The sequence below is a fragment of the Phycisphaerae bacterium genome (assembly GCA_035384605.1).
GTDB lineage: Bacteria > Planctomycetota > Phycisphaerae > UBA1845 > PWPN01 > JAUCQB01.
This window is the reverse complement of sequence record DAOOIV010000048.1, coordinates 1-17,500: the sequence shown is the minus strand read 5'-3', so window position 1 is coordinate 17,500 and position 17,500 is coordinate 1. Positions and strand designations below refer to the sequence as shown.

At 61.2% G+C, this 17,500-nt stretch carries 17 protein-coding genes and 1 tRNA gene; 5 read left to right on the top strand and 13 right to left on the bottom strand.

Annotated elements, in window-relative coordinates; genetic code table 11:
• Window positions 1–257 precede the first annotated feature (257 nt).
• The 3 genes from PLL20_12020 to PLL20_12010 all read left to right on the top strand — a co-directional run bounded on the left by PLL20_12020 (window position 258) and on the right by PLL20_12010 (window position 5,403).
• Window positions 258–1,841 (top strand): Eco57I restriction-modification methylase domain-containing protein, encoded by a 1,584-nt coding sequence (locus PLL20_12020; protein HPD30715.1) that lies wholly within the window; start codon window positions 258–260, stop codon window positions 1,839–1,841.
• On the top strand, window positions 1,841–2,788 hold the full coding sequence (locus tag PLL20_12015) for a BsuBI/PstI family type II restriction endonuclease (protein HPD30714.1): 948 nt from the start codon (window positions 1,841–1,843) through the stop codon (window positions 2,786–2,788). The genes PLL20_12020 and PLL20_12015 overlap by 1 nt, the downstream gene beginning before the upstream one ends.
• Before the next feature lie 152 nt (window positions 2,789–2,940).
• Complete coding sequence (locus PLL20_12010) at window positions 2,941–5,403, top strand: family 78 glycoside hydrolase catalytic domain (protein HPD30713.1); 2,463 nt, start codon at window positions 2,941–2,943, stop codon at window positions 5,401–5,403.
• Window positions 5,404–5,503: 100 nt separating this feature from the next.
• On the opposite strand, the gene PLL20_12005 is transcribed toward PLL20_12010, so the two are convergent.
• A tRNA-Arg gene (locus tag PLL20_12005) sits at window positions 5,504–5,577 on the bottom strand.
• Between the two features lie 339 nt (window positions 5,578–5,916).
• Here PLL20_12005 and PLL20_12000 point away from each other — a divergent pair.
• Window positions 5,917–7,314 carry a hypothetical protein gene (locus tag PLL20_12000; GenBank protein HPD30712.1) on the top strand — a complete coding sequence of 466 codons (1,398 nt, stop codon included), beginning with the start codon at window positions 5,917–5,919 and terminating at the stop codon, window positions 7,312–7,314.
• Window positions 7,315–7,380: 66 nt separating this feature from the next.
• Here the strand turns inward: PLL20_12000 and PLL20_11995 are convergent, their stop codons facing one another.
• From PLL20_11995 to PLL20_11985, 3 genes are all read right to left on the bottom strand, one after another.
• A complete protein-coding gene (locus PLL20_11995; protein ID HPD30711.1) occupies window positions 7,381–8,049 on the bottom strand; it encodes a hypothetical protein in 669 nt (222 codons plus the stop codon).
• Window positions 8,050–8,051: 2 nt separating this feature from the next.
• Window positions 8,052–8,930: a hypothetical protein gene (locus tag PLL20_11990; protein ID HPD30710.1), complete on the bottom strand. Its 879-nt coding sequence runs from the start codon at window positions 8,928–8,930 to the stop codon at window positions 8,052–8,054.
• 88 nt (window positions 8,931–9,018) lie between these two features.
• Entirely contained in the window at window positions 9,019–10,842 is a 1,824-nt protein-coding gene (locus PLL20_11985; GenBank protein ID HPD30709.1) for a right-handed parallel beta-helix repeat-containing protein, read from the bottom strand.
• Between the two features lie 675 nt (window positions 10,843–11,517).
• On the opposite strand from PLL20_11985, the gene PLL20_11980 reads away from it, so the two are divergent.
• A complete protein-coding gene (locus PLL20_11980; GenBank protein ID HPD30708.1) occupies window positions 11,518–11,802 on the top strand; it encodes a hypothetical protein in 285 nt (94 codons plus the stop codon).
• A gap of 23 nt (window positions 11,803–11,825) precedes the next feature.
• Here PLL20_11980 and PLL20_11975 read toward each other — a convergent pair whose 3' ends face one another.
• From PLL20_11975 to PLL20_11935, 9 genes are all read right to left on the bottom strand, one after another.
• Window positions 11,826–12,467 carry a phosphopantothenoylcysteine decarboxylase gene (locus tag PLL20_11975; GenBank protein HPD30707.1) on the bottom strand — a complete coding sequence of 214 codons (642 nt, stop codon included), beginning with the start codon at window positions 12,465–12,467 and terminating at the stop codon, window positions 11,826–11,828.
• The gene (locus PLL20_11970; GenBank protein HPD30706.1) at window positions 12,464–13,078 is read right to left on the bottom strand and encodes a flavoprotein; all 615 of its coding nucleotides are present in this window, start codon (window positions 13,076–13,078) and stop codon (window positions 12,464–12,466) included. Before PLL20_11970 ends, PLL20_11975 begins: the two co-directional genes overlap by 4 nt.
• Entirely contained in the window at window positions 13,059–13,307 is a 249-nt protein-coding gene (locus PLL20_11965) for a DNA-directed RNA polymerase subunit omega (protein ID HPD30705.1), read from the bottom strand. Before PLL20_11965 ends, PLL20_11970 begins: the two co-directional genes overlap by 20 nt.
• On the bottom strand, window positions 13,304–13,873 hold the full coding sequence (gene gmk / locus PLL20_11960; GenBank protein ID HPD30704.1) for a guanylate kinase: 570 nt from the start codon (window positions 13,871–13,873) through the stop codon (window positions 13,304–13,306). The genes PLL20_11965 and gmk overlap by 4 nt, the downstream gene beginning before the upstream one ends.
• A 74-nt stretch (window positions 13,874–13,947) precedes the next feature.
• Window positions 13,948–14,826, bottom strand: a complete 879-nt coding sequence (locus PLL20_11955) for a YicC family protein (GenBank protein ID HPD30703.1) — start codon at window positions 14,824–14,826, stop codon at window positions 13,948–13,950.
• A gap of 82 nt (window positions 14,827–14,908) precedes the next feature.
• Window positions 14,909–15,244, bottom strand: coding sequence for a preprotein translocase subunit SecG (gene secG, locus PLL20_11950; protein ID HPD30702.1), 336 nt, complete (start codon window positions 15,242–15,244; stop codon window positions 14,909–14,911).
• 70 nt (window positions 15,245–15,314) lie between these two features.
• Window positions 15,315–16,073: a triose-phosphate isomerase gene (tpiA, locus tag PLL20_11945; GenBank protein ID HPD30701.1), complete on the bottom strand. Its 759-nt coding sequence runs from the start codon at window positions 16,071–16,073 to the stop codon at window positions 15,315–15,317.
• Between the two features lie 43 nt (window positions 16,074–16,116).
• The gene (gene pheA, locus PLL20_11940) at window positions 16,117–17,187 is read right to left on the bottom strand and encodes a prephenate dehydratase (GenBank protein ID HPD30700.1); all 1,071 of its coding nucleotides are present in this window, start codon (window positions 17,185–17,187) and stop codon (window positions 16,117–16,119) included.
• 58 nt (window positions 17,188–17,245) lie between these two features.
• The coding region (locus PLL20_11935; protein HPD30699.1) for an isocitrate/isopropylmalate family dehydrogenase at window positions 17,246–17,500 on the bottom strand (255 nt) is incomplete at its 5' end.

Sequence of the window (17,500 nt, the reverse complement as noted above, 5' to 3'; positions counted from 1 at the left end):
GAGTTTATGGAGCGGTCGAATGATGCGGATGGGACTATGAGCCCGGGCATACGGCTCTGAAACCGGTCGGCCATATGGGCGGTATCGTCGGGCTCGGAACCCTTGCACCCGGCTCCGATGGTGCCAAAGCCGCTACGCTGCGCGGCAGTGTCGCAAGTTGTCGCGACGCAAACACGGGATATAATGTGGATTACCGGATGAGGTCAGTCCCATTATCGATACCAACAGTCCGTGTTTGGCAGGATCGAGACGAAACCATGGCTGCAAAGCCTGTCGCCGAGCTAATCGCAACAAAACCCCAAACGCACCCCTGTCGGGACGAAGCGGGGGTTAACCCTTTGGCGGTCGCTGAGACGGCAAGGCGAGAGGTGAACGCTTCGCTGGATCGCACCCGGCGCAGCGCCTTGGGCCAGTTTTTCACTCCGCCTGCCACAGCTCAATTCATGGCCTCGATGTGCAGCGTGGTCCAGCCGCAAGTACACCTGCTCGATGCCGGGGCCGGCCTAGGGGCCCTGACGGCGGCGTGGGTGAACCAGATCTGCTCTCGATCCAGCCGCCCCAGCAGCGTCCGACTCACCGCTTATGAGGTCGACACGACGCTGCTTCCGGCTTTGAGACAAACTATGTCGGCGTGCAGACAGGCTTGCGAGGCGGCCGGAATTGCATGCGAATGGGTAATTCACGAAGCCGACTTCATCGAGGCGGCTGTTGAACGCCTGGCCCCTGGTCTTTTTCGCGCGGAAGACCACCCGTTCACCGTCGCCATTCTGAATCCGCCCTACAAGAAGTTTCACGCCGATTCCCGGACCCGCCGGCTTCTCCGACAGATGAATATCGAAACCACGAATCTCTATGCTGCTTTTCTTGCCCTTGCTCTGTTATCTCTGGAAGTCGGAGGAGAACTCGTCGCCATCACCCCGAGAAGTTTCTGCAACGGACCGTACTTCCGGCCTTTCCGCCAGCACCTGTTCCGCCATGCGAGTCTCACACACGTTCACGTATTCGAGGCCCGTGACCATGCTTTCCGCGACGACGAGGTGCTCCAGGAAAACGTCATCATCCGTGCCGTGAAGGGGGTCTCGCAGCAGCCCACGGTATCAGTCTCTCAGAGCGAAACGCCCGATGACTTGATTGACACGCAGCGTGAGGTGGGTTTTGACCGCGTCGTACGGCCTGGGGATCACCAGGCATTTATCCATCTCGTGCCGGACGGTCAGGGCGACCATCTGGCCGACGCAATGGTATCGTTGCCGTGCACACTCGACGACCTCGGCATAAGCGTAAGCACCGGGCGTGTCGTCGAGTTCCGCGCTCGCCAGTGGCTGCGGGCTGAGCCAGCGGCCGACACCGTCCCTTTGATTTACCCGACACACTTCGACGCCGGTGTCGTCCGCTGGCCCAAAGCCGAGACCAAGAAACCCAACGCTATCGTCTGCAACAGCGAAAGTGCGTCGCTCATGGTTCGAGCTGGCGTGTATGTCCTGGTCAAGCGTTTCTCGGCCAAAGAAGAGCGCCGACGCCTTGTCGCGGCCATCTTCGATCGAGAACACGTGCCGTGCGAGATGGTCGGATTCGAGAATCATCTTAATTACTTCCACGAGCGGGGAGCGCCTCTGGGACGAGAACTCGCCAAAGGGCTTTGGGCGTTTCTGAACAGCTCCGCCCTCGACTCCTACTTTCGCCAGTTCAACGGGCATACCCAAGTAAACGCCACGGACCTCCGGTCGCTTCACTACCCCAGTCGGGAATCGCTTGTCACGCTAGGCGGCCAACTGAAGGGATTCGAATTTACGCAGGGTGTTCTTGACGCGGCCGTAAAAGACATACTGAGGGTGGGATGATGGCGGGGAAGAAGCCAAGAAAGGTCGCCGAGGCACAGGAAATCCTGACCGCTCTCGGCTTGCCATCAGAGCAGCGCAACGAACGGGCCGCTCTGACTTTACTGGCACTCGTGGGTCTTCCACCAAACAAGCCTTGGCGCGGGGCTGCGAATCCGCTCTGCCGCGTTACCCCGATCATGGAGTTTGTGGCCAACCATTACAGTAAGAAGTGGGCGCCGAATACCCGTGAGACGGTGCGAAGGTTCACACTCCACCAATTCGAGCAGGCAGGACTGGTGCTCTCCAACCCCGACTGCCCTGATCGACCGACAAACAGCCCGAAGTACTGCTATCAGGTCGAACCTCGGGCCTTGTCTCTGATCCGTAAGTATGGAACACCCGAGTGGGACAACGCCCTGCGCATGTATCTCGCCGATGCCCAAACGCTCTCGCAACGATACGCCCAGGCGAGAGAACTGAAACGTATTCCTCTTATTCTCGCGCCCAACACCACTATCAGACTGTCTCCGGGTGGCCAGAACACCCTGGTGCAGAAGATCATCGATGATTTCTGCCCCCGGTTCACGCCCGCAGGCAGGCCTATCTACATTGGTGATACCGGCAGGAAATGGGCCTACTTCGACGAGCACGCCCTCCAGGAAATTGGCGTGACGGTTACAGAACATGGCAAGATGCCTGATGTCGTCATTCACTTCACAGAAAAGAACTGGTTGGTCCTCATGGAGGCGGTGACCAGCCACGGGCCAGTCAACCCAAAAAGGCTGGTAGAACTCACCACCCTGTTTGAGGGCAGCGCGGCAGGCTTGGTGTTCGTTACGGCTTTCCTTGATCGTCGGGGGCTGATCAAGTACCTGCGAGAGATTGCCTGGCAAACCGAGGTCTGGGTCGCTGAAGACCCGGATCACATGATTCATTTCAACGGAGAACGGTTCCTTGGACCTTACTGAGCACACCGCCCCGGCCAAGAGCGACTTACCGGGCCGCATCGAAACCAACGAGCCTGCTTCGAGCCTCCAGGCTTGCCACGAGATCGGATTGACACACCCCATGAAATGCCTACCATGCGCGCCGTTTTCCGCGTTGTGAGAAGACAACCTCGATGGCCAAGAAAACGAGATCAGTAAAGTGGTCTGCCCTGTGGATCTGGGGCAGTCCGGGGCCGGCTCACGAACATCGCAATGAATACGTCTATCTTCGCAAGACCTTCCGATTGCCGAGGTCGCCTGCGGCGGCGCCCGTGCGGATCTCCGCGGATAACCGATATGTCCTGTACGTGAACGGACAGATCATCTGTCGCGGACCAGCCCGTTGCGACCCGCGGTTTCAATCGTACGACGAGATCGACTTGGCTCCCTGGCTGCGGCGGGGCAAGAACGTGATCGCGGCGTTGGCCCACCACTATGGTGAGAGCACGTTTCAGTCGCTGGAGCGCGGAGGGTGGGGCTTTCTGCTTGACGGCGAGGTTCGGGTAAGCCGCAAGAAGGCGATCAACATCTCCTCCGACTGGACATGGAAGGGCATCCGGGCGGAAGCCTACAACCGCAAAACTTCCCGCTACACGGTCCAACTGGGCTTCCAGGAGGATTTCGACGCGGCGAAGGATGTGCCCCACTGGGCCGGGCGGCAGTTCGATGACACCGGCTGGCCAGAGGCAACGGTGCGAGGGGCGGCCACCATCATGCCCGTGGAGAGGTTCGAACCGCGGGGCATTCCTCTTGAGCAAGAGATGCCCGGCCGATTTACGGGAATCACTGGCCGTTTCATCGGTCGGAACGGCAAGAACTGGGAGCACTGCGACAACATCGGCCTCCTGCTGGCCGACGAACGCCGGCTGCCCGCCCGGAAGACCGTCTTTGCAGATGAGATGACTGCGCTGCGGCCGACCCGGTCCGCAAACGGCATGACCGTCCGACCGACAAGGCCAAACGAGTTTCACGCTATCGTACTTGACGCCGGACGCGAGACGTGTGGGTTTCTTCAACTCAACGTCGAGGCGGCCGGGGGCGAGGTCATCGACTTTCATTATTGCGAGCACGTACGGCCCAACGGCGACGCGATCGTCCGGTCGCGAACCGGCGTGGTCAACAGCATCACCGACCGCTACCGGTGCCGAAAGGGGCGGCAGCAACATCAGTTCTTCTCGTGGAAGGGCTTTCGTTACGTTCTCGTGGTCTTCCGCAATGTTCGACGGCCGCTGAAGGTTCACAGACTCGACTACACGTTCACCAGCTACCCGGTCGAGAGACGAGGGGCGTTCGAGTGCAGCGACCCGTTGCTCAATCGCATCTGGGAGACCGGCGTATGGACCGAACAGCTCTGCATGCACGACGCGTACATGGATTGCCCGTGGCGCGAACAGGCGCAGTGGTGGGGCGACGCGCGCATCCAGTGGCGGGTGAACATGGCGGTTTTCGGTGACCATGCTCTTTTCCGGAGAGGTCTTCGCCAAGCGGCCCAGTCCCAGATTCACAACGGGCTGACCTACGGTTTGTTCCCCTCCGACTGCCACTCCTGCATTCTGCCGGACTACACCCTAGTCTGGGTCTGCTCCATATGGGACTATTACTTTTACACCGGCGACGACTCGCCCATACGCGAGCACTTCGACGCGGTGGTCAGAGCATTGAAGTGGTTTGAGAAACATGCGGGCGAGGCGCACCTGTGCGGATTCCCGGGTCACGGGATGTGGCTGTTCCTGGATTGGGCACCGTTGTTCAAGGCGGGCTACAATGCGACCTTCAGCCTCCAGTATCTGGAGGCCTTGCAGATTGCTGCGAAGATGGCCCGGCACCTGGGACACGACCGGCAGGCGCGTCGATACCGCGATATGGCGGCCAAGGTCGAACGGGCGGTGGTGCGCGTTTTCTGGGATTCCAAGGGCAGACAGTTCTGGGAAGGCTACAGCCAACAACACCGCCGGCCGTATCGCCAGGTTGCTCAACACGGCAACAGCTACGCGATCCTTACCGGCGTGCAACGACGATGGCATCGACAGATCGGACGTCGAGTGGCATGGATTCTCAGGAATCATGATCGCCTGTTCGAGGCCAACAGCGGCGGCAACTTCCAGCGGCCGGGGGCCAACTACCCGATTGCCTCGTCCTTTTTCTACGCTTACGTCCTGCAAGCGTTGTTTCAGACCGGCTACGGCGATGAGGCTCTTGCGGGCATCCGGAAACTCTGGGGCCGGATGCTCGATGACGGTGCGACTACCTGGTGCGAGTCGTGGAACCACGAGCCGAAGTCATTTGGCGATACCAGCGCGTGCCACGCCTGGTCCGCCAGCCCGACTTATCACCTTTCCGAGCAAATCGGCGGTGTGACCGCAATCAGCCCCGGTTTCCAGACCGTGCGGATCGCTCCGCAGATGTTCGATCTCGATTGGGCCAAGGTGCGTTACCCCTCGCCGCGAGGAATTATCGAGGTTCGATGGCAGCGGCGAGGTCGCAACGGCATGAATCTCCACGTCAAGCTGCCGAAAGGCGTCACGGGTGTGCTGGACGTGCCAGGGCTGCCCAGGAGACTGCTCTCGAGCGGTCGCCACGAGTTCACGTCGGAATAGCCGTGCGGGTCGATTTGCAGATCAATCAACCTCATCTGCGTCGACCACTGCCCGCATACTCTTCATCGCCACGTCGTACCTGGTACGGTGTTCAGCAAACCGCGCCCGACAGGATTCGAACCTGTGACCCCCGGTTTAGGAAACCGGTGCTCTATCCTACTGAGCTACGGGCGCAAACCGCTCTGAGCCTGCCCCGAGATGGCTCATAGGCATTATAACCCGGTTGCAGCCGGTCTGCACGCTTGCGTCAGCGGTCCCCGAGCCCCCTTACTCCATTCGGGTGAAAGTGGCGTTCCCGCAGCCCCCCTCCGAGGGTCCGACAGACCACGACTGCCGCCGGCACGATTTGCTCCACCCATGTCGCGAGGGTACAAGTAAGCATCAGCCATACTGCCGCCATTCCCGCGTCACAGGGGTATTGCCGGACAAGGGCTTGAACCTTTTACAGGTATTAAAGCCTTTTCGGCTCCTCAGGCACCGGAACGGCCTGAGACACCGCATGAGAGGTCTCTGATGAAGACACAACATGCTGCTTGCTCGATCCTCCTCATCGTCTGCGGGTTCTGCCTCTCCGTGGCTTCGGCCACCGAGGCCGAGGACCCGCGAATCCGTCCTTACGAGAAGAACCCCTTCTACTGGCAGTACAAGGGCCGGCCCGTCCTGTTGCTCGGGGCCAGCGACGACGACAACCTGTTCCAGTGGCCCCTACTCGACAAGCACCTCGATGCGATGAAGGAGGCCGGCGCCAACTACATCCGCAACACCATGAGCGACCGGAAGGACAAGGGTTTCGAGGTGTACCCCTTCAAGCAGTTGCCCGACGGCAAATACGACCTCCGCCAGTGGAACGACGAATACTGGACACGATTCGCCAACATGCTTCGCTGGACGCACGAGCGGGAGATCTTCGTGCAGATCGAGATATGGGACCGATTCGACTACAGCGGCGACAGATGGCCACCGCACCCGTACAACCCGCGCAACAACGTCAATTACACGTACGAGGATTCCGGTTTCGCCCCCAAGTACCCCGACCACCCCGGGGCCAACAAGCAACCCTTCTTCTTCACCACGCCTGCTCAGCGGAATAACACCGTCGTACTCGAATACCAGCACCGGTTTGTGGACAAGATGTTGTCGCTGGCGCTGAAATACGATCACGTGCTCTACTGCATCGACAACGAGACCTCCGGCGAGGAGAAATGGTCGGCTTACTGGGCCGACTACATCCACCGTCGCGCGGCCGAGGCAAACAGGAAAGTCTGTGTCACCGAGATGTGGGATGACTGGGACCTCAAGGCCGATCGCCACAAGCGGACCTTCGATCACCCCGAGCGATACGATTTCGCGGACGTCTCGCAGAACAACCAGAAAAAGGGCCAGGAGCACTGGGACAACTTCCAGTGGGTGCGCCGCTACTTGAGCAAGCACCCACGGCCGCTGAACACCGTCAAGACCTACGGGGCCGACGGCGGGCGATACGGTGACACGCGGGAGGGTCTTCAGCGATGGTGGCGGCATGTGATCGGAGGGGCGGCCTCGGCCCGCTTCCACCGGCCGGACTCGGGCCTGGGCCTCTCGCCGCCGTCCATCGCCGCGCTGCGGGCCGCGCGGAAGCTGGAATCGGTCATCAAGCTCTGGGATGTCGAGCCCGCCGACGATCTTCTGAAAGATCGATCTGAAAACGAAGCATACCTGGCGTGTGCGCCGGGCCGGTCGTACGCCATCTACTTCACCGACGGCGGGTCCGTGGGGCTCGACCTTCGTGATCAGTCTGGCGACTGGAAGCTCCGCTGGCTCGATCTCAAGATCGGCGAGTGGGCCGCGACAGCCTCCCAGTCCGGCAGCTCGATCGCAACTGTCCAGGCTCCCGCCCGCGGCGGCTGGATCGCCGTCATCACAAGGAGGTGATCCCCTGGGCGACGTGATTAAGCCTCTGCGAGCTCATCGTCGCAGCAATCAACGAGTAATCTGCGTTCACAGGGTTGAAAGAACCCTGTTCAGCTCCGCGACCAGCCAATCCTGATCGGCTTCCGACAGACGATGACCGAAGCTGACTTTCTTACGCCCGACCCGCGCACGGCACGCGTACACCGGCTTGTCGTTTTCCGTGTAACTGACCTCGCGAGAGAAGCTCTCCACGTCCTCCAGTAGAAACGAGCGGCTTCGCTGACGCCCGAATAACTCCTTCACGATGGCAAAGCCGTCGCGATCCAGCCACAGTGTCGTCCGTCCCCAGGCCAGCCGGCACCCGATGTACAACATCACCACGCCGACGGCAATGAACGGTAGAAAGAACAGCAGCATCGCCAACGGGATTTCGCCCTTCACCATGCCGATCAGGAATCCGCCGAACACGGCAGCCAGGATCAGGTTCCAGAAAAGGGCGAAGCCGAACATCCCCATCGCCTTGGCGGTCAGTCCGGCCGCCGGAATGTGAATGCGAATCCCGCCCTCCGGCGGGTACTCGATGTCGAGAACGCCCGACGGCCCAGTGGGCGATCTGCTCGAAGACGCCTCGACAGGCGGCAATGCGCTCGAAGGCCGGAATGACTCCTCACAGTGGGGACAGGTGGCGGTGTCCAGCCCCACATCAACGTATTCGGCACCGACAGCCCGGCCACATGCCGGGCATCGCAGCGGCATGTCTACCTCCCGCGACCCCTCCGGTCCGGTTCCGCATATCGCTTCAGCCACGCGTGCATCTCGTGAAATACCCACTCCTGTTCCCGCAGGCTGAGGTGACCGCCGACGGATGTCTCCCAGGTTCCCAGCGACAGCAGAATGTGCGGCTCGGAGGTTCCGCCGGACGCATCCATCATTCCACACCTGCTGTGCCACCGACGGCTGCTCAGGACAGGTTCGGCCGTCCACCGAACGTACGTATCGGCCGCTGGAGCGGCGCGGGTACGGCCGATGCCCAGAAGGCTGGCTCGATAATCGCAGCCGTCGATCGCCAGTCGCACTCGTGTTCGCCCAAACAACGGCCACAGGATTCCCAGGATCATGGCAAGCCCCGCCGCGAAGAATGGCAGCATGAACAGGCACAGGAGGATGCCGCCCCAGCCTGGGAGCTCGGAGTCGCCGCCCGTCGAGTCGGGATTCTCAATGGAGGCCTTCTTGGCAGCTTCGGGCTCAGCGTTCAAGGGGCTTTCCGCTTCGATAGCCGGCTGTTGACCGTGATCGTCTTGGAAAAGCCCCCACACGCCGAAGCCAACGAAGAACGTCAGAAAACTCCACCACGCAATTGCAAAAACAATCAGGAACAGAAGCCCGAAATTGAATCCCAGCGGCGGAAACCGCACCAGCAGCGAACCGCCCTGGTCTTCAAGTTGAACCTTCGTCCCCGCCGGAGGCCCGTCGGGCTTCGGTGGAAGGCCCTCGTCCATGACGGCGTTGGGGCCTAATGCCATCGCCGCGCTCGGCCGAAACACTTCTCCACACGCCATGCACCGCGCCACGTCCGCCCCAACATTGACGTCCGCTGCCGGGACGACGTTCCGGCACGTCGGGCATTGTAGACTCATAAGTATTTCTTCCTGCTCACTCTTACTTTTACCGGTCTGCCTCTCAAATCCGACTGCGCCGGCCCTGCTTGACGAGAGTGCACCTGAATCACCAGACCTTGACGCTCGTTGCCGACTCATCAACGCTCTCAAACGGCCCAGGCTTAGGGTTCGATTCGCTCCGCTTCTTGCCGAAGTAATCGGTCTCGACGCGAATCGGCGTGCCATCCGGCCGTTCGTACGGCAAATCCGGAATGGCCGCCTTGCCGAGCAGTTCGGTGGTCACCAACTTGCGTGGGTGCCCGGAATCCGAAAGCTCCCCGAGCCCGACTTCAAGGTAAAAACCGTCCTCTTTTTCCGCCAGCTTGAGGGCGGGGTCGAATTCCGGCCTGACCAGCGGATGCGCCTCATACTTCGATGGCTTGGCCCCTCTGAAAAACACGTTCCCGCCCATCCATGAGGGCAGCTTCGCCGCATCGTAATCTGCCAGACCGTTGCCGCCCGCAAAAATGTTGTTGTAGAAGCGATTATCGCCTCCGACGATGTTCCGAAGTCCTGCGACCTCGGTCGAGTGCGGCTTATGGAACGGGGTCTCGCGTCCCAACTCGGGTCGGGGCACAATGCGCCCGCCGATCAGATTGTGTGCGTAAGCCCCGCCTTCGGACATGTCCAGCAGCGTCGTCGGGGAGAGAAAGATGTTGTTGTCCACCAGAAACGGCCCGTGGTCCACCTCGACAAACAGATCCTCAGCCTGATTGTCGTGCAACAGATTCGCAGTGACGCGCGTACCCTGGGCCATCCAATCAAGCCACAGACCGCGACACGTCCGGTAGATGTGATTACGGCTGATCTCCGTGTCGATCGCCCCGTGGAACTTGATTCCCGCCATTTCGGCGCCCGAAAACAATGCCCGCACGTGGATGTCATGAATGACGTTACCCGTCACGGTGCAGAAGATCGGACCGAGGCTGCCGACGATGCCCGCCTGTTCGCAGTGCGAGACGGTGTTGTTGCGAACGATGTGGTGGCCGATGGTCTCTTTGTTCCAGCCGGCGGCCAGTCCGCGTTTGATGGTCTTGACGTACCCCTCCGCAGTGTTGGCCGACGTGTTGTCATGTTCGTCGCCGTGTTTTCCCAGGGCGATGCCTGAGCAGACCGAGTGGCTGACCACGTTGTCCTCGATGATCCATCCCTTGCTCCAATGGGTGCCGATCAGACCGATCTGCTCGGCCGTAGGCGGAGCCCACGGGGTCGCCGCGTGCCGCATGGTAAAGCCACGCACGGTGATGTAGTTCCTGCCCGGTGAGTCCGGATAGAACACCGTTCGCCGGACGTTGATTTCGACCAGTTGCTCGTTGGGATCGACCCCTTTGAACTGGGCCCAGATGGTGGTGTTCTGATCGTCCACCCGCGCGAACCACAGCGGCGTGTTCTCCACAGGCTTCAGGACATCATCCAGCTTGGCCGCCTCGGCCAGCCACTCGCCGTTGAGATAAACCGCCCCGGTGTGATGCTCGCGGCCTTTGGGGTTGAACCAGTCTCCGCGGATCAGGTCGCGGTAGGGATTGAACTCGCCGAAAAATGAATTCGGCAGCGTTACCTTCCAGGTGTCTTCTTGGACCTTCAGCCAGTCCTTGACGACCTCCGAGCCCTTGATCTCGACTTTCTGCCCCGGCGCCGCCCGATAGACGATGCGGTTGGCGTCCGACTCACCCCCGCGCGGCGGGTTGATGCGTTCGCGGTAAACGCCGGAATACACGGTAATCACATCGCCGGGTTGTGCCAGATCGGCCGCCCGCTGAATCGTCCGCAGCGGTTCGGCCTGCGTGCCGCTGTTGGAGTCTCTTCCGTTGACCGCAACGTGAAACTCCCTGGCGGCAACCGTGCCGACGATTCCAAGGGCTGTCGCGACAGCGATAACGGCTGTTTTCATCCTTCTGCTCCTGTTTCCAGTGGCCGGCCTGCGACCGGCCCGTCATTGCCGCCCAGCCTCGTGCCGACGAAGGTCTCTCCCCTGTCAGGCTGGATCGTCGCAAAACACGATACCCCTGCCCGCTCCCTGACTCAACGCCGGCAGAAGGTACTGAATGGTCGCCCAGGGCAATCGCATCCAAATCCCCTGGCACAGGACCCGGTTTAGTCTCTTCCGTCGCGACTGGTGCGCGTTTTGCGCGCATGTTTCTGGACCGCGGTACGCTTGGGTTGCGGCCCGCAAAAAGGCGGTCCGCCTTAGGCAATCCTCCCGCAGGCCGCTCCATCCGGGGATCCTCCAACTCATCAAAAAAGCGCAGCAGGCCACACGCAGCTCCAACGCCCATGTTGCAGCTCCCGAAAAAGGAAGACCCTCTAAAAAACGCGAGGCCTCGTAACCCCTATGCCCGAAGTCATCCGCAATTCAACCAGAGCGTAATCCTTACAGATGCCTAACACACAGAAAAGACGAGACGAAGCTCATCGTTTAGATGCGATTGCCCTGCGATCCCGTCCCTGCCCGTTCGGCTGGGCTTGCAGAAACACCGAATATGGGACGCTGCGCATATTGTATTCTTGATTCTTGAGAAACAGGACAATCAGGGCAAACGGCGCATTCTGCGCAAGGGATCCGCGGATGAACCACTGTCCGTTCCTGGCCGAGTGTCAGTACTTCAGTGACCAGATCGATAAGGTCCAGCGGGTCGGCGCGACCTTCAAGAGCAACCAGTTCGAGAGGATCCAGGCGCTGGCCAAGACCTACCGTCTTGAGTTCTGCGCCTCAAAAGCCAACTTCTGTGCGCGCCACATGCTCGCCAAGGAAGTTGGGATCGAGCACGTGCCGAACGATCTTCAGCCGAGTCATGTCCTCCGAGCCAAGGAGATGATCGAAAAGCTCCGCTCGACGGCCACGCCTCCATAGCACGCTTATCGCGGATCGTCGTCTCAGCAGGAATCGGTGACATGGCCGGCCTGCAACCTCTCGACCAAACGGATCAGCCGACGAGCTACCTGGGCTTTCGTCCCGCGAAACGGGCCGGTCCACCCGGTTTGGGGCGAGAAGAGCTCGACTTCGGCGCGGTTGCGGCCCACGTTCGCCGGTCCGTTCAGCACAATCAAGTCGCAGTTCTTCTTGCGCAGTTTGCGTTCGGCATGGACGTAGGGATCGTGATCTTCCATCGCAAAAGCGACAAGAATCCGATGCCCTTTGCGTCGGCCCAGGGCGGCAGCAATGTCCTCGGTGGGTTCGAGCACGACGTTCAAGGGCTTGTTTATTTTGGCTCGTTTGTAGGCGACGCGGTCCCGAGGTCGGTAATCGCAGACCGCCGCCGTCATGAACGCCGCGTCGGCCTTGCGAAAAGCCTTCTTGCAGGCCGCGGACATTTCGGCGGCCGTTTCAACGCGGATCACTTTGACGCCTCGTGGAGCTTCGAGGGCGACCGGTCCGGTCACCAGCGTCACCTCGTGGCCGCGGCGGGCGGCCTCGCCGGCCAAGGCGTACCCCATCTTTCCTGACGAGGGGTTGGAGATGAAACGGACCGAGTCAAAGTATTCGCGAGTGGGACCGGCGGAAACAAGGATGTTCACTGCCGACCTCCAGCGGCCCTGGGTAGGTTGCTTTTGAGAAGGCGGGCCACCTTGTCGACGATGACCTCGGGCTCGGCCATACGGCCCGCGCCGAGCGCCCCGCATGCCAGGTAGCCCTCGACGGGATCGATGAACTGATAACCCAGCTCACGCAAGGTCTTCACGTTGCGCTGGACGACGGGGTTTTCCCACATCCGGGTGTTCATCGCGGGAGCAAGAACGGCGGGGCAATCCCGCCCCACCATCAGCGTGCTGACCAGGTCGTCGGCGATGCCACAGGCGAACTTGCCGATCAAGTTGGCGGTCGCAGGGGCGATCAGGAACAGGTCGGCCCGCTCGGTCAGAGCCAGGTGCTGGGGATCGTAATACCCCTCGGCCTGCCACATTGAGGTAAAAACCTGCCGACGGGTCAGCGACCGGAATGTGAGCGGGGTGACGAATCGCGCGGCCGCATCGGTCATCGCCACGGTCACGCCGCAGCCTCGCTGTACCAGCCGCGAAACCACCTGGCAGACCTTGTAGGCGGCGATGCCCCCAGCGACGCCAATCAGCACTTCATAGTCGGCAAGATCCTTTGCCGGGGCGGACTGGTCACTCGGTGACGGTGTCACTGGGCGTCTCCTCCACAGCCGCCTGAGGGGCCGGTGGAGCGAAGTCGGGAACGATCTTGCCCTCAAGAATCTCCTGCGTGATGATCTCGAGGTCCGTTTTGCCCGCAGGATCAACCATGGGGCGGGCGCCGTTCATCAACTGGAGCCAGCGCTTCTGCATCAGGGCGGTCAGCTTGAAGCGGCCGCCCGCCATGTTGATGATCTTGTCGTCCTTCAGTGCCTCGATCATTTGGAACCACTCTCCCGTACTATACGGACAATCTCATTGACCGTCCCCTCGACGGTCTCGTTCACCAGAAAATGGCGATAGGCCCCGCAATCCTGGGCCCAGCGGATCTCTCCGTCGGCCTTGCTCAGCCGTTCGCGCATGGCCTCGGCGGAGTCCTTTCGCCGCCCTTCAAGCCGCCCCTTCTGGTCCTCAGGGGTCGGCGCCAGGATGTAGATGGTGATCGCCTGCGGCAACTTCTTCACCACCTGCAACGTCCCCTCAATTTCGATCTCCAGGATGACCACCCGGCCGGCGGCCAAAGCATCCATTACCGGCCTGACCGGCGTGCCGTAATATCGCCCCCCGTACACCCTGGCGTACTCCAGGAATTCGCCTCGTTGCAGCCGGTTCTCGAACTCCTCGGTCGACAGGAAATGGTAGTCCACCCCGTCGACCTCGTTGTCCCGCCGCGGCCGCGTCGTCGCCGAAACGCTCAGAAACGCATCGAGGCGTTTGACCAATTCCTTGCAAACAGTCGTCTTGCCTACGCCGCTGGGTCCGCTGATGATCAACAGGGTTCCGGCCATGTGTCCGCCTGTCGAGCCACACATCCGGCGGCGGGGGCACGCCCATGAGTCGCCCCGCTCGCCGCTACCACCCGCTATTCCACGTTCTGCACCTGCTCCTTGAGGCGATCGATGGCGCTTTTGATCTCCACCACATGGTAGGCGATCCGTGCGTCATTGGCCTTGCTGCCGATGGTGTTTGCCTCCCGAAGCATTTCCTGAGCGAGGAAATCGAGCTTGCGTCCCGCGTGCTCGCCTTTGTCGCACAGTCTCTCGAACTGGTCGAGGTGCGAGCGAAGCCGCGAGATCTCCTCGTGAATATCGCAACGTTCCGCGTAGACGGCTACCTCGCGGCGGACGTCGTCGAGCTGAAGCTGCAACGAGGAGTCGGCCAGCAATTCATTCGCCCTCTGAAGCAGCCGCTGATGGTAGTCCTTCATCACCTGAGGGGCCTGTTCGACGACGGCGGTGAGGTTCTCCCGAATGCGCCCGCAATGAAGCAACAGATCCTCCCGCAGGGCCTGACCTTCCACCCGACGCATTTCGATGAGTCGGTCGAGTGCCTGGTTGACCAGCTTGCTCAGAATGTTGAATTGTCGTTCCCGCTCGCTTTCGTCGATCTCCGGCGGCTGGCAAACGCCAGGCAAAGCCAGTACGGCCGCAAGATCGATCCGTACCGGCCCCGTTGTCGTGATGCGGCTCAATTGCTCGACGTACCGCTGGAGGGCCGCGACGTTGACGTCTTGAGCGGCCTCAGCACTGGTGTTTCTCAACCGCAGGGTGCAGGCCACGCTGCCGCGAAGCAGACGGGCGCGCAACAGTTTCTCGACCTCGGGCTCAAGGACGGCCAGCGTCTCGGGCAGTTTGATCGACGCCTTGAAGTAGCGGTTGTTGACGCTTCGCAGCTCGAGCGCATAGTAAACGCCGTCGTCATGACACTGGGATTCACCGTATCCAGTCATCGAGAAAATCATGTCGTCGACGTTCTTCCTTGTCGCCTGGTCTGCAAAGCCGTCTCTGCCGGCCCCATGGCCCGGTATCGCGGCTGACGCCCGGTCAGGAGGGCTGGGTGGTGCTCCCGCCGCCGGTTGATTCCCCGCCGGGCATGTTCGTCCCCTGGACGGGGGGCACGGGCTTCTCCTGATCGGGAAGGTAATACCACACCCCCAGGCAGGCCACGATCACGAACAGTCCGGCCAGGCCAACGGTCAGCCAGGTAAAGAAATCGCCGGTCTTGGCACCGAAAGCGCTGTACCCGCCGGCCCCGCCGAACGCGCCCGCCAGACCGCCGCCGCGGCCTTTCTGGAGGAGGATCACCAGAATCAGCAGAACGCACACAAGCAGAAACACGATGGGGATCACCACATGAACCCACGATGCGAGAATGTCCATGAGAACTGTTCCTTTCCTTTGCGACGATCCCTTGTGTCGTCCGGGGCGTCTCGGGCACATTTCCCGGCCCTTATCGGGCGGCGGCCGCACCCTCGATGATTCCGACGAACTCATCGACCTTGAGGCTCGCCCCGCCGACAAGAGCCCCGTCGACGTCGGGCTGATTCATCAGCTCCTTGGCGTTCGAGGCCTTCACGCTGCCCCCGTACTGAATCCGCAGGGTCTGGGCAGCTTGGCTATTATACAGCTTGCCGATTTCCCGGCGAATGTAGGCATGGGCTTCCTGGGCCTGATCGGGCGTGGCCGTCCTGCCGGTTCCGATCGCCCAGACGGGCTCGTAGGCGATCACCACGTTGGCCAAGTCGACGTCGGGTCCCAAAACCTCATGAATCTGCTGGTACAGGACGGCCTCGGTTCCGCCGGCCTCCCGCTCATCCAGCTTCTCACCAACGCAATAGATAACCTTCAGGCCAGCCGCCAAGGCGGCAACGATTTTCTTCTTGAGCATGGCGTTTGTCTCGCCCAGAATGTGCCGTCGCTCGCTGTGCCCGATGAGCACCAACTCGCACCCGACGTCGACGAGCATGCCGGGCGCGACCTCGCCGGTGAAGGCTCCCTCGGGTTCAAAGTAGCAGTTCTGGGCTCCCAACTTGATTGCGGAGCCCTTGAGCGCCTCGCCGACGGCGGACAACATGGTAAAGGGCGGAAACACCGCCAGATCGACCGGGACTGAGGCAGGGATCTTCGCCTTGAGCCCCTCCACCAGGGCCTTGGCCTTGGCCACGTTCAAATTCATCTTCCAGTTGCCGGCCACAAACTTACGTCGCATGCTCTTGTTCTCCAAGTTCAGTCGAAAGACCGCTTCGCCCGGCTCACAATACTTCCGAGGCTCGCGGATATGAACCCAGCACGTTCAGTCTCAGGCAATGATGAACGGCTTCCTTCAGGGCCGCCTGTAACGGCGGGTCGTTCTGATGACCCTTCAGATCGCCGAAGAAGTAGTACTCCCAGTTGCGCTTCTTGCTTGGGCGGGATTGAATGAAGGACATGTTGACCCCTTCCTTCTGGAAAGCCGCCAACACCCTCACCAGTGCGCCCGGCTCATCCTTGGTGGTGAACACGACCGACGTCTTGTCATCGCCGGTCTGCTTGGCGGGACTGCGACCGATCACGAAAAACCGCGTCACATTATGGGTTGCGTCCTCGATGTTCTCGCAAACGATGTTCAGTCCGTACAACTGGGCGGCCAGCGCGCTGCCGATCGCACCGGCGTTGGGCTCCTCGCGGGCCATTTCGGCGGCCTTGGCGGTGCTGGCGACCGCAATGGTCTTGCCGATGAGGTTCGTCTCGCTCAGCCATCGCTGGCACTGCGAGAACACCTCGGGTTTGGAATAAACGCGATCGAGCTGCTGCAGCGGGCTGAGGGAGAGCAGATTGTGATGAATCGCCCGGTTGATTTCCGCGCAGATCTGGACGTCGGTTTCGACCAGGGCGTCGAGGGTGTCGATCACGCCGCCGCCGACGGAATTCTCGATCGGCACGACGCCGAAATCCGCCCGCTCCCGAGAAACCTCCTCGAAAACACCCCGGATGTCGGTGACCGATTCATACTCGACGGAGGCCCCGAACTTGCCCACCGCGGCCAGGTGCGAGAAGCTGCCCTGCGGGCCGAGATAGGCGATCCGCAGCGGCTTCTCGAGCGCGAATGAGCCGCTCATCAGCTCACGGTAGATGGCCATCAGCGTCTTGTCGGGCAGGGGTCCTTTGTTGGCCCGACGGATTTTTTCGAAGACCACCTTTTCGCGGTCCGGCGCATAGACGGGCGTACCTTCGGCGCTTTTGAGCCTGCCGATCTGAACGACGACCTCGGCGCGGCGGTTCAGCATCGCGACGAGCTCCTCGTCGATGGCATCAATCTGCTTGCGAAGGTCGTCGAGAGTCATGTTCGCACCCGCGGCCGGTGATCAGCAAACGGCCAAGAGCTGCAAGCCGACGGCTTCATCATAACGCCTGGCACACCAAGTCACCCACTTGCGCGGTGCCGTATCCCATCTTGCCGGCCGACTGCGATTTCATCTTCGGGCAGGTGGCGGCAATGGCCTTTTCGACCCGGTTGCCGGCCCGTTCGACGGCCGCGTCACCCTTCTGCGCACCCACCACCCTGAGCAGCATCGCCAGGGCTCCGATGGCCGCGATCGGATTGATGACGTTCATGCCGGTGTACTTGGGCGCGCTGCCGCCGATCGGCTCAAACAT

What these genes read in the sequence shown, in the direction of transcription:
- PLL20_11965 (HPD30705.1), bottom strand. Translation starts at nt 13,307, where the DNA reads ATGATCGAGGCACTGAAGGACGACAAGATCATCAACATGGCGGGCGGC.
- PLL20_11985 (HPD30709.1), bottom strand. Translation starts at nt 10,842, where the DNA reads ATGAAAACAGCCGTTATCGCTGTCGCGACAGCCCTTGGAATCGTCGGC.
- PLL20_12000 (HPD30712.1), top strand. Translation starts at nt 5,917, where the DNA reads ATGAAGACACAACATGCTGCTTGCTCGATCCTCCTCATCGTCTGCGGG.
- pheA (HPD30700.1), bottom strand. Translation starts at nt 17,187, where the DNA reads ATGACTCTCGACGACCTTCGCAAGCAGATTGATGCCATCGACGAGGAG.
- secG (HPD30702.1), bottom strand. Translation starts at nt 15,244, where the DNA reads ATGGACATTCTCGCATCGTGGGTTCATGTGGTGATCCCCATCGTGTTT.
- PLL20_11980 (HPD30708.1), top strand. Translation starts at nt 11,518, where the DNA reads ATGAACCACTGTCCGTTCCTGGCCGAGTGTCAGTACTTCAGTGACCAG.
- PLL20_11955 (HPD30703.1), bottom strand. Translation starts at nt 14,826, where the DNA reads ATGATTTTCTCGATGACTGGATACGGTGAATCCCAGTGTCATGACGAC.
- PLL20_11995 (HPD30711.1), bottom strand. Translation starts at nt 8,049, where the DNA reads ATGCCGCTGCGATGCCCGGCATGTGGCCGGGCTGTCGGTGCCGAATAC.
- PLL20_12015 (HPD30714.1), top strand. Translation starts at nt 1,841, where the DNA reads ATGGCGGGGAAGAAGCCAAGAAAGGTCGCCGAGGCACAGGAAATCCTG.
- tpiA (HPD30701.1), bottom strand. Translation starts at nt 16,073, where the DNA reads ATGCGACGTAAGTTTGTGGCCGGCAACTGGAAGATGAATTTGAACGTG.
- PLL20_12010 (HPD30713.1), top strand. Translation starts at nt 2,941, where the DNA reads ATGGCCAAGAAAACGAGATCAGTAAAGTGGTCTGCCCTGTGGATCTGG.
- gmk (HPD30704.1), bottom strand. Translation starts at nt 13,873, where the DNA reads ATGGCCGGAACCCTGTTGATCATCAGCGGACCCAGCGGCGTAGGCAAG.
- PLL20_12020 (HPD30715.1), top strand. Translation starts at nt 258, where the DNA reads ATGGCTGCAAAGCCTGTCGCCGAGCTAATCGCAACAAAACCCCAAACG.
- PLL20_11990 (HPD30710.1), bottom strand. Translation starts at nt 8,930, where the DNA reads ATGAGTCTACAATGCCCGACGTGCCGGAACGTCGTCCCGGCAGCGGAC.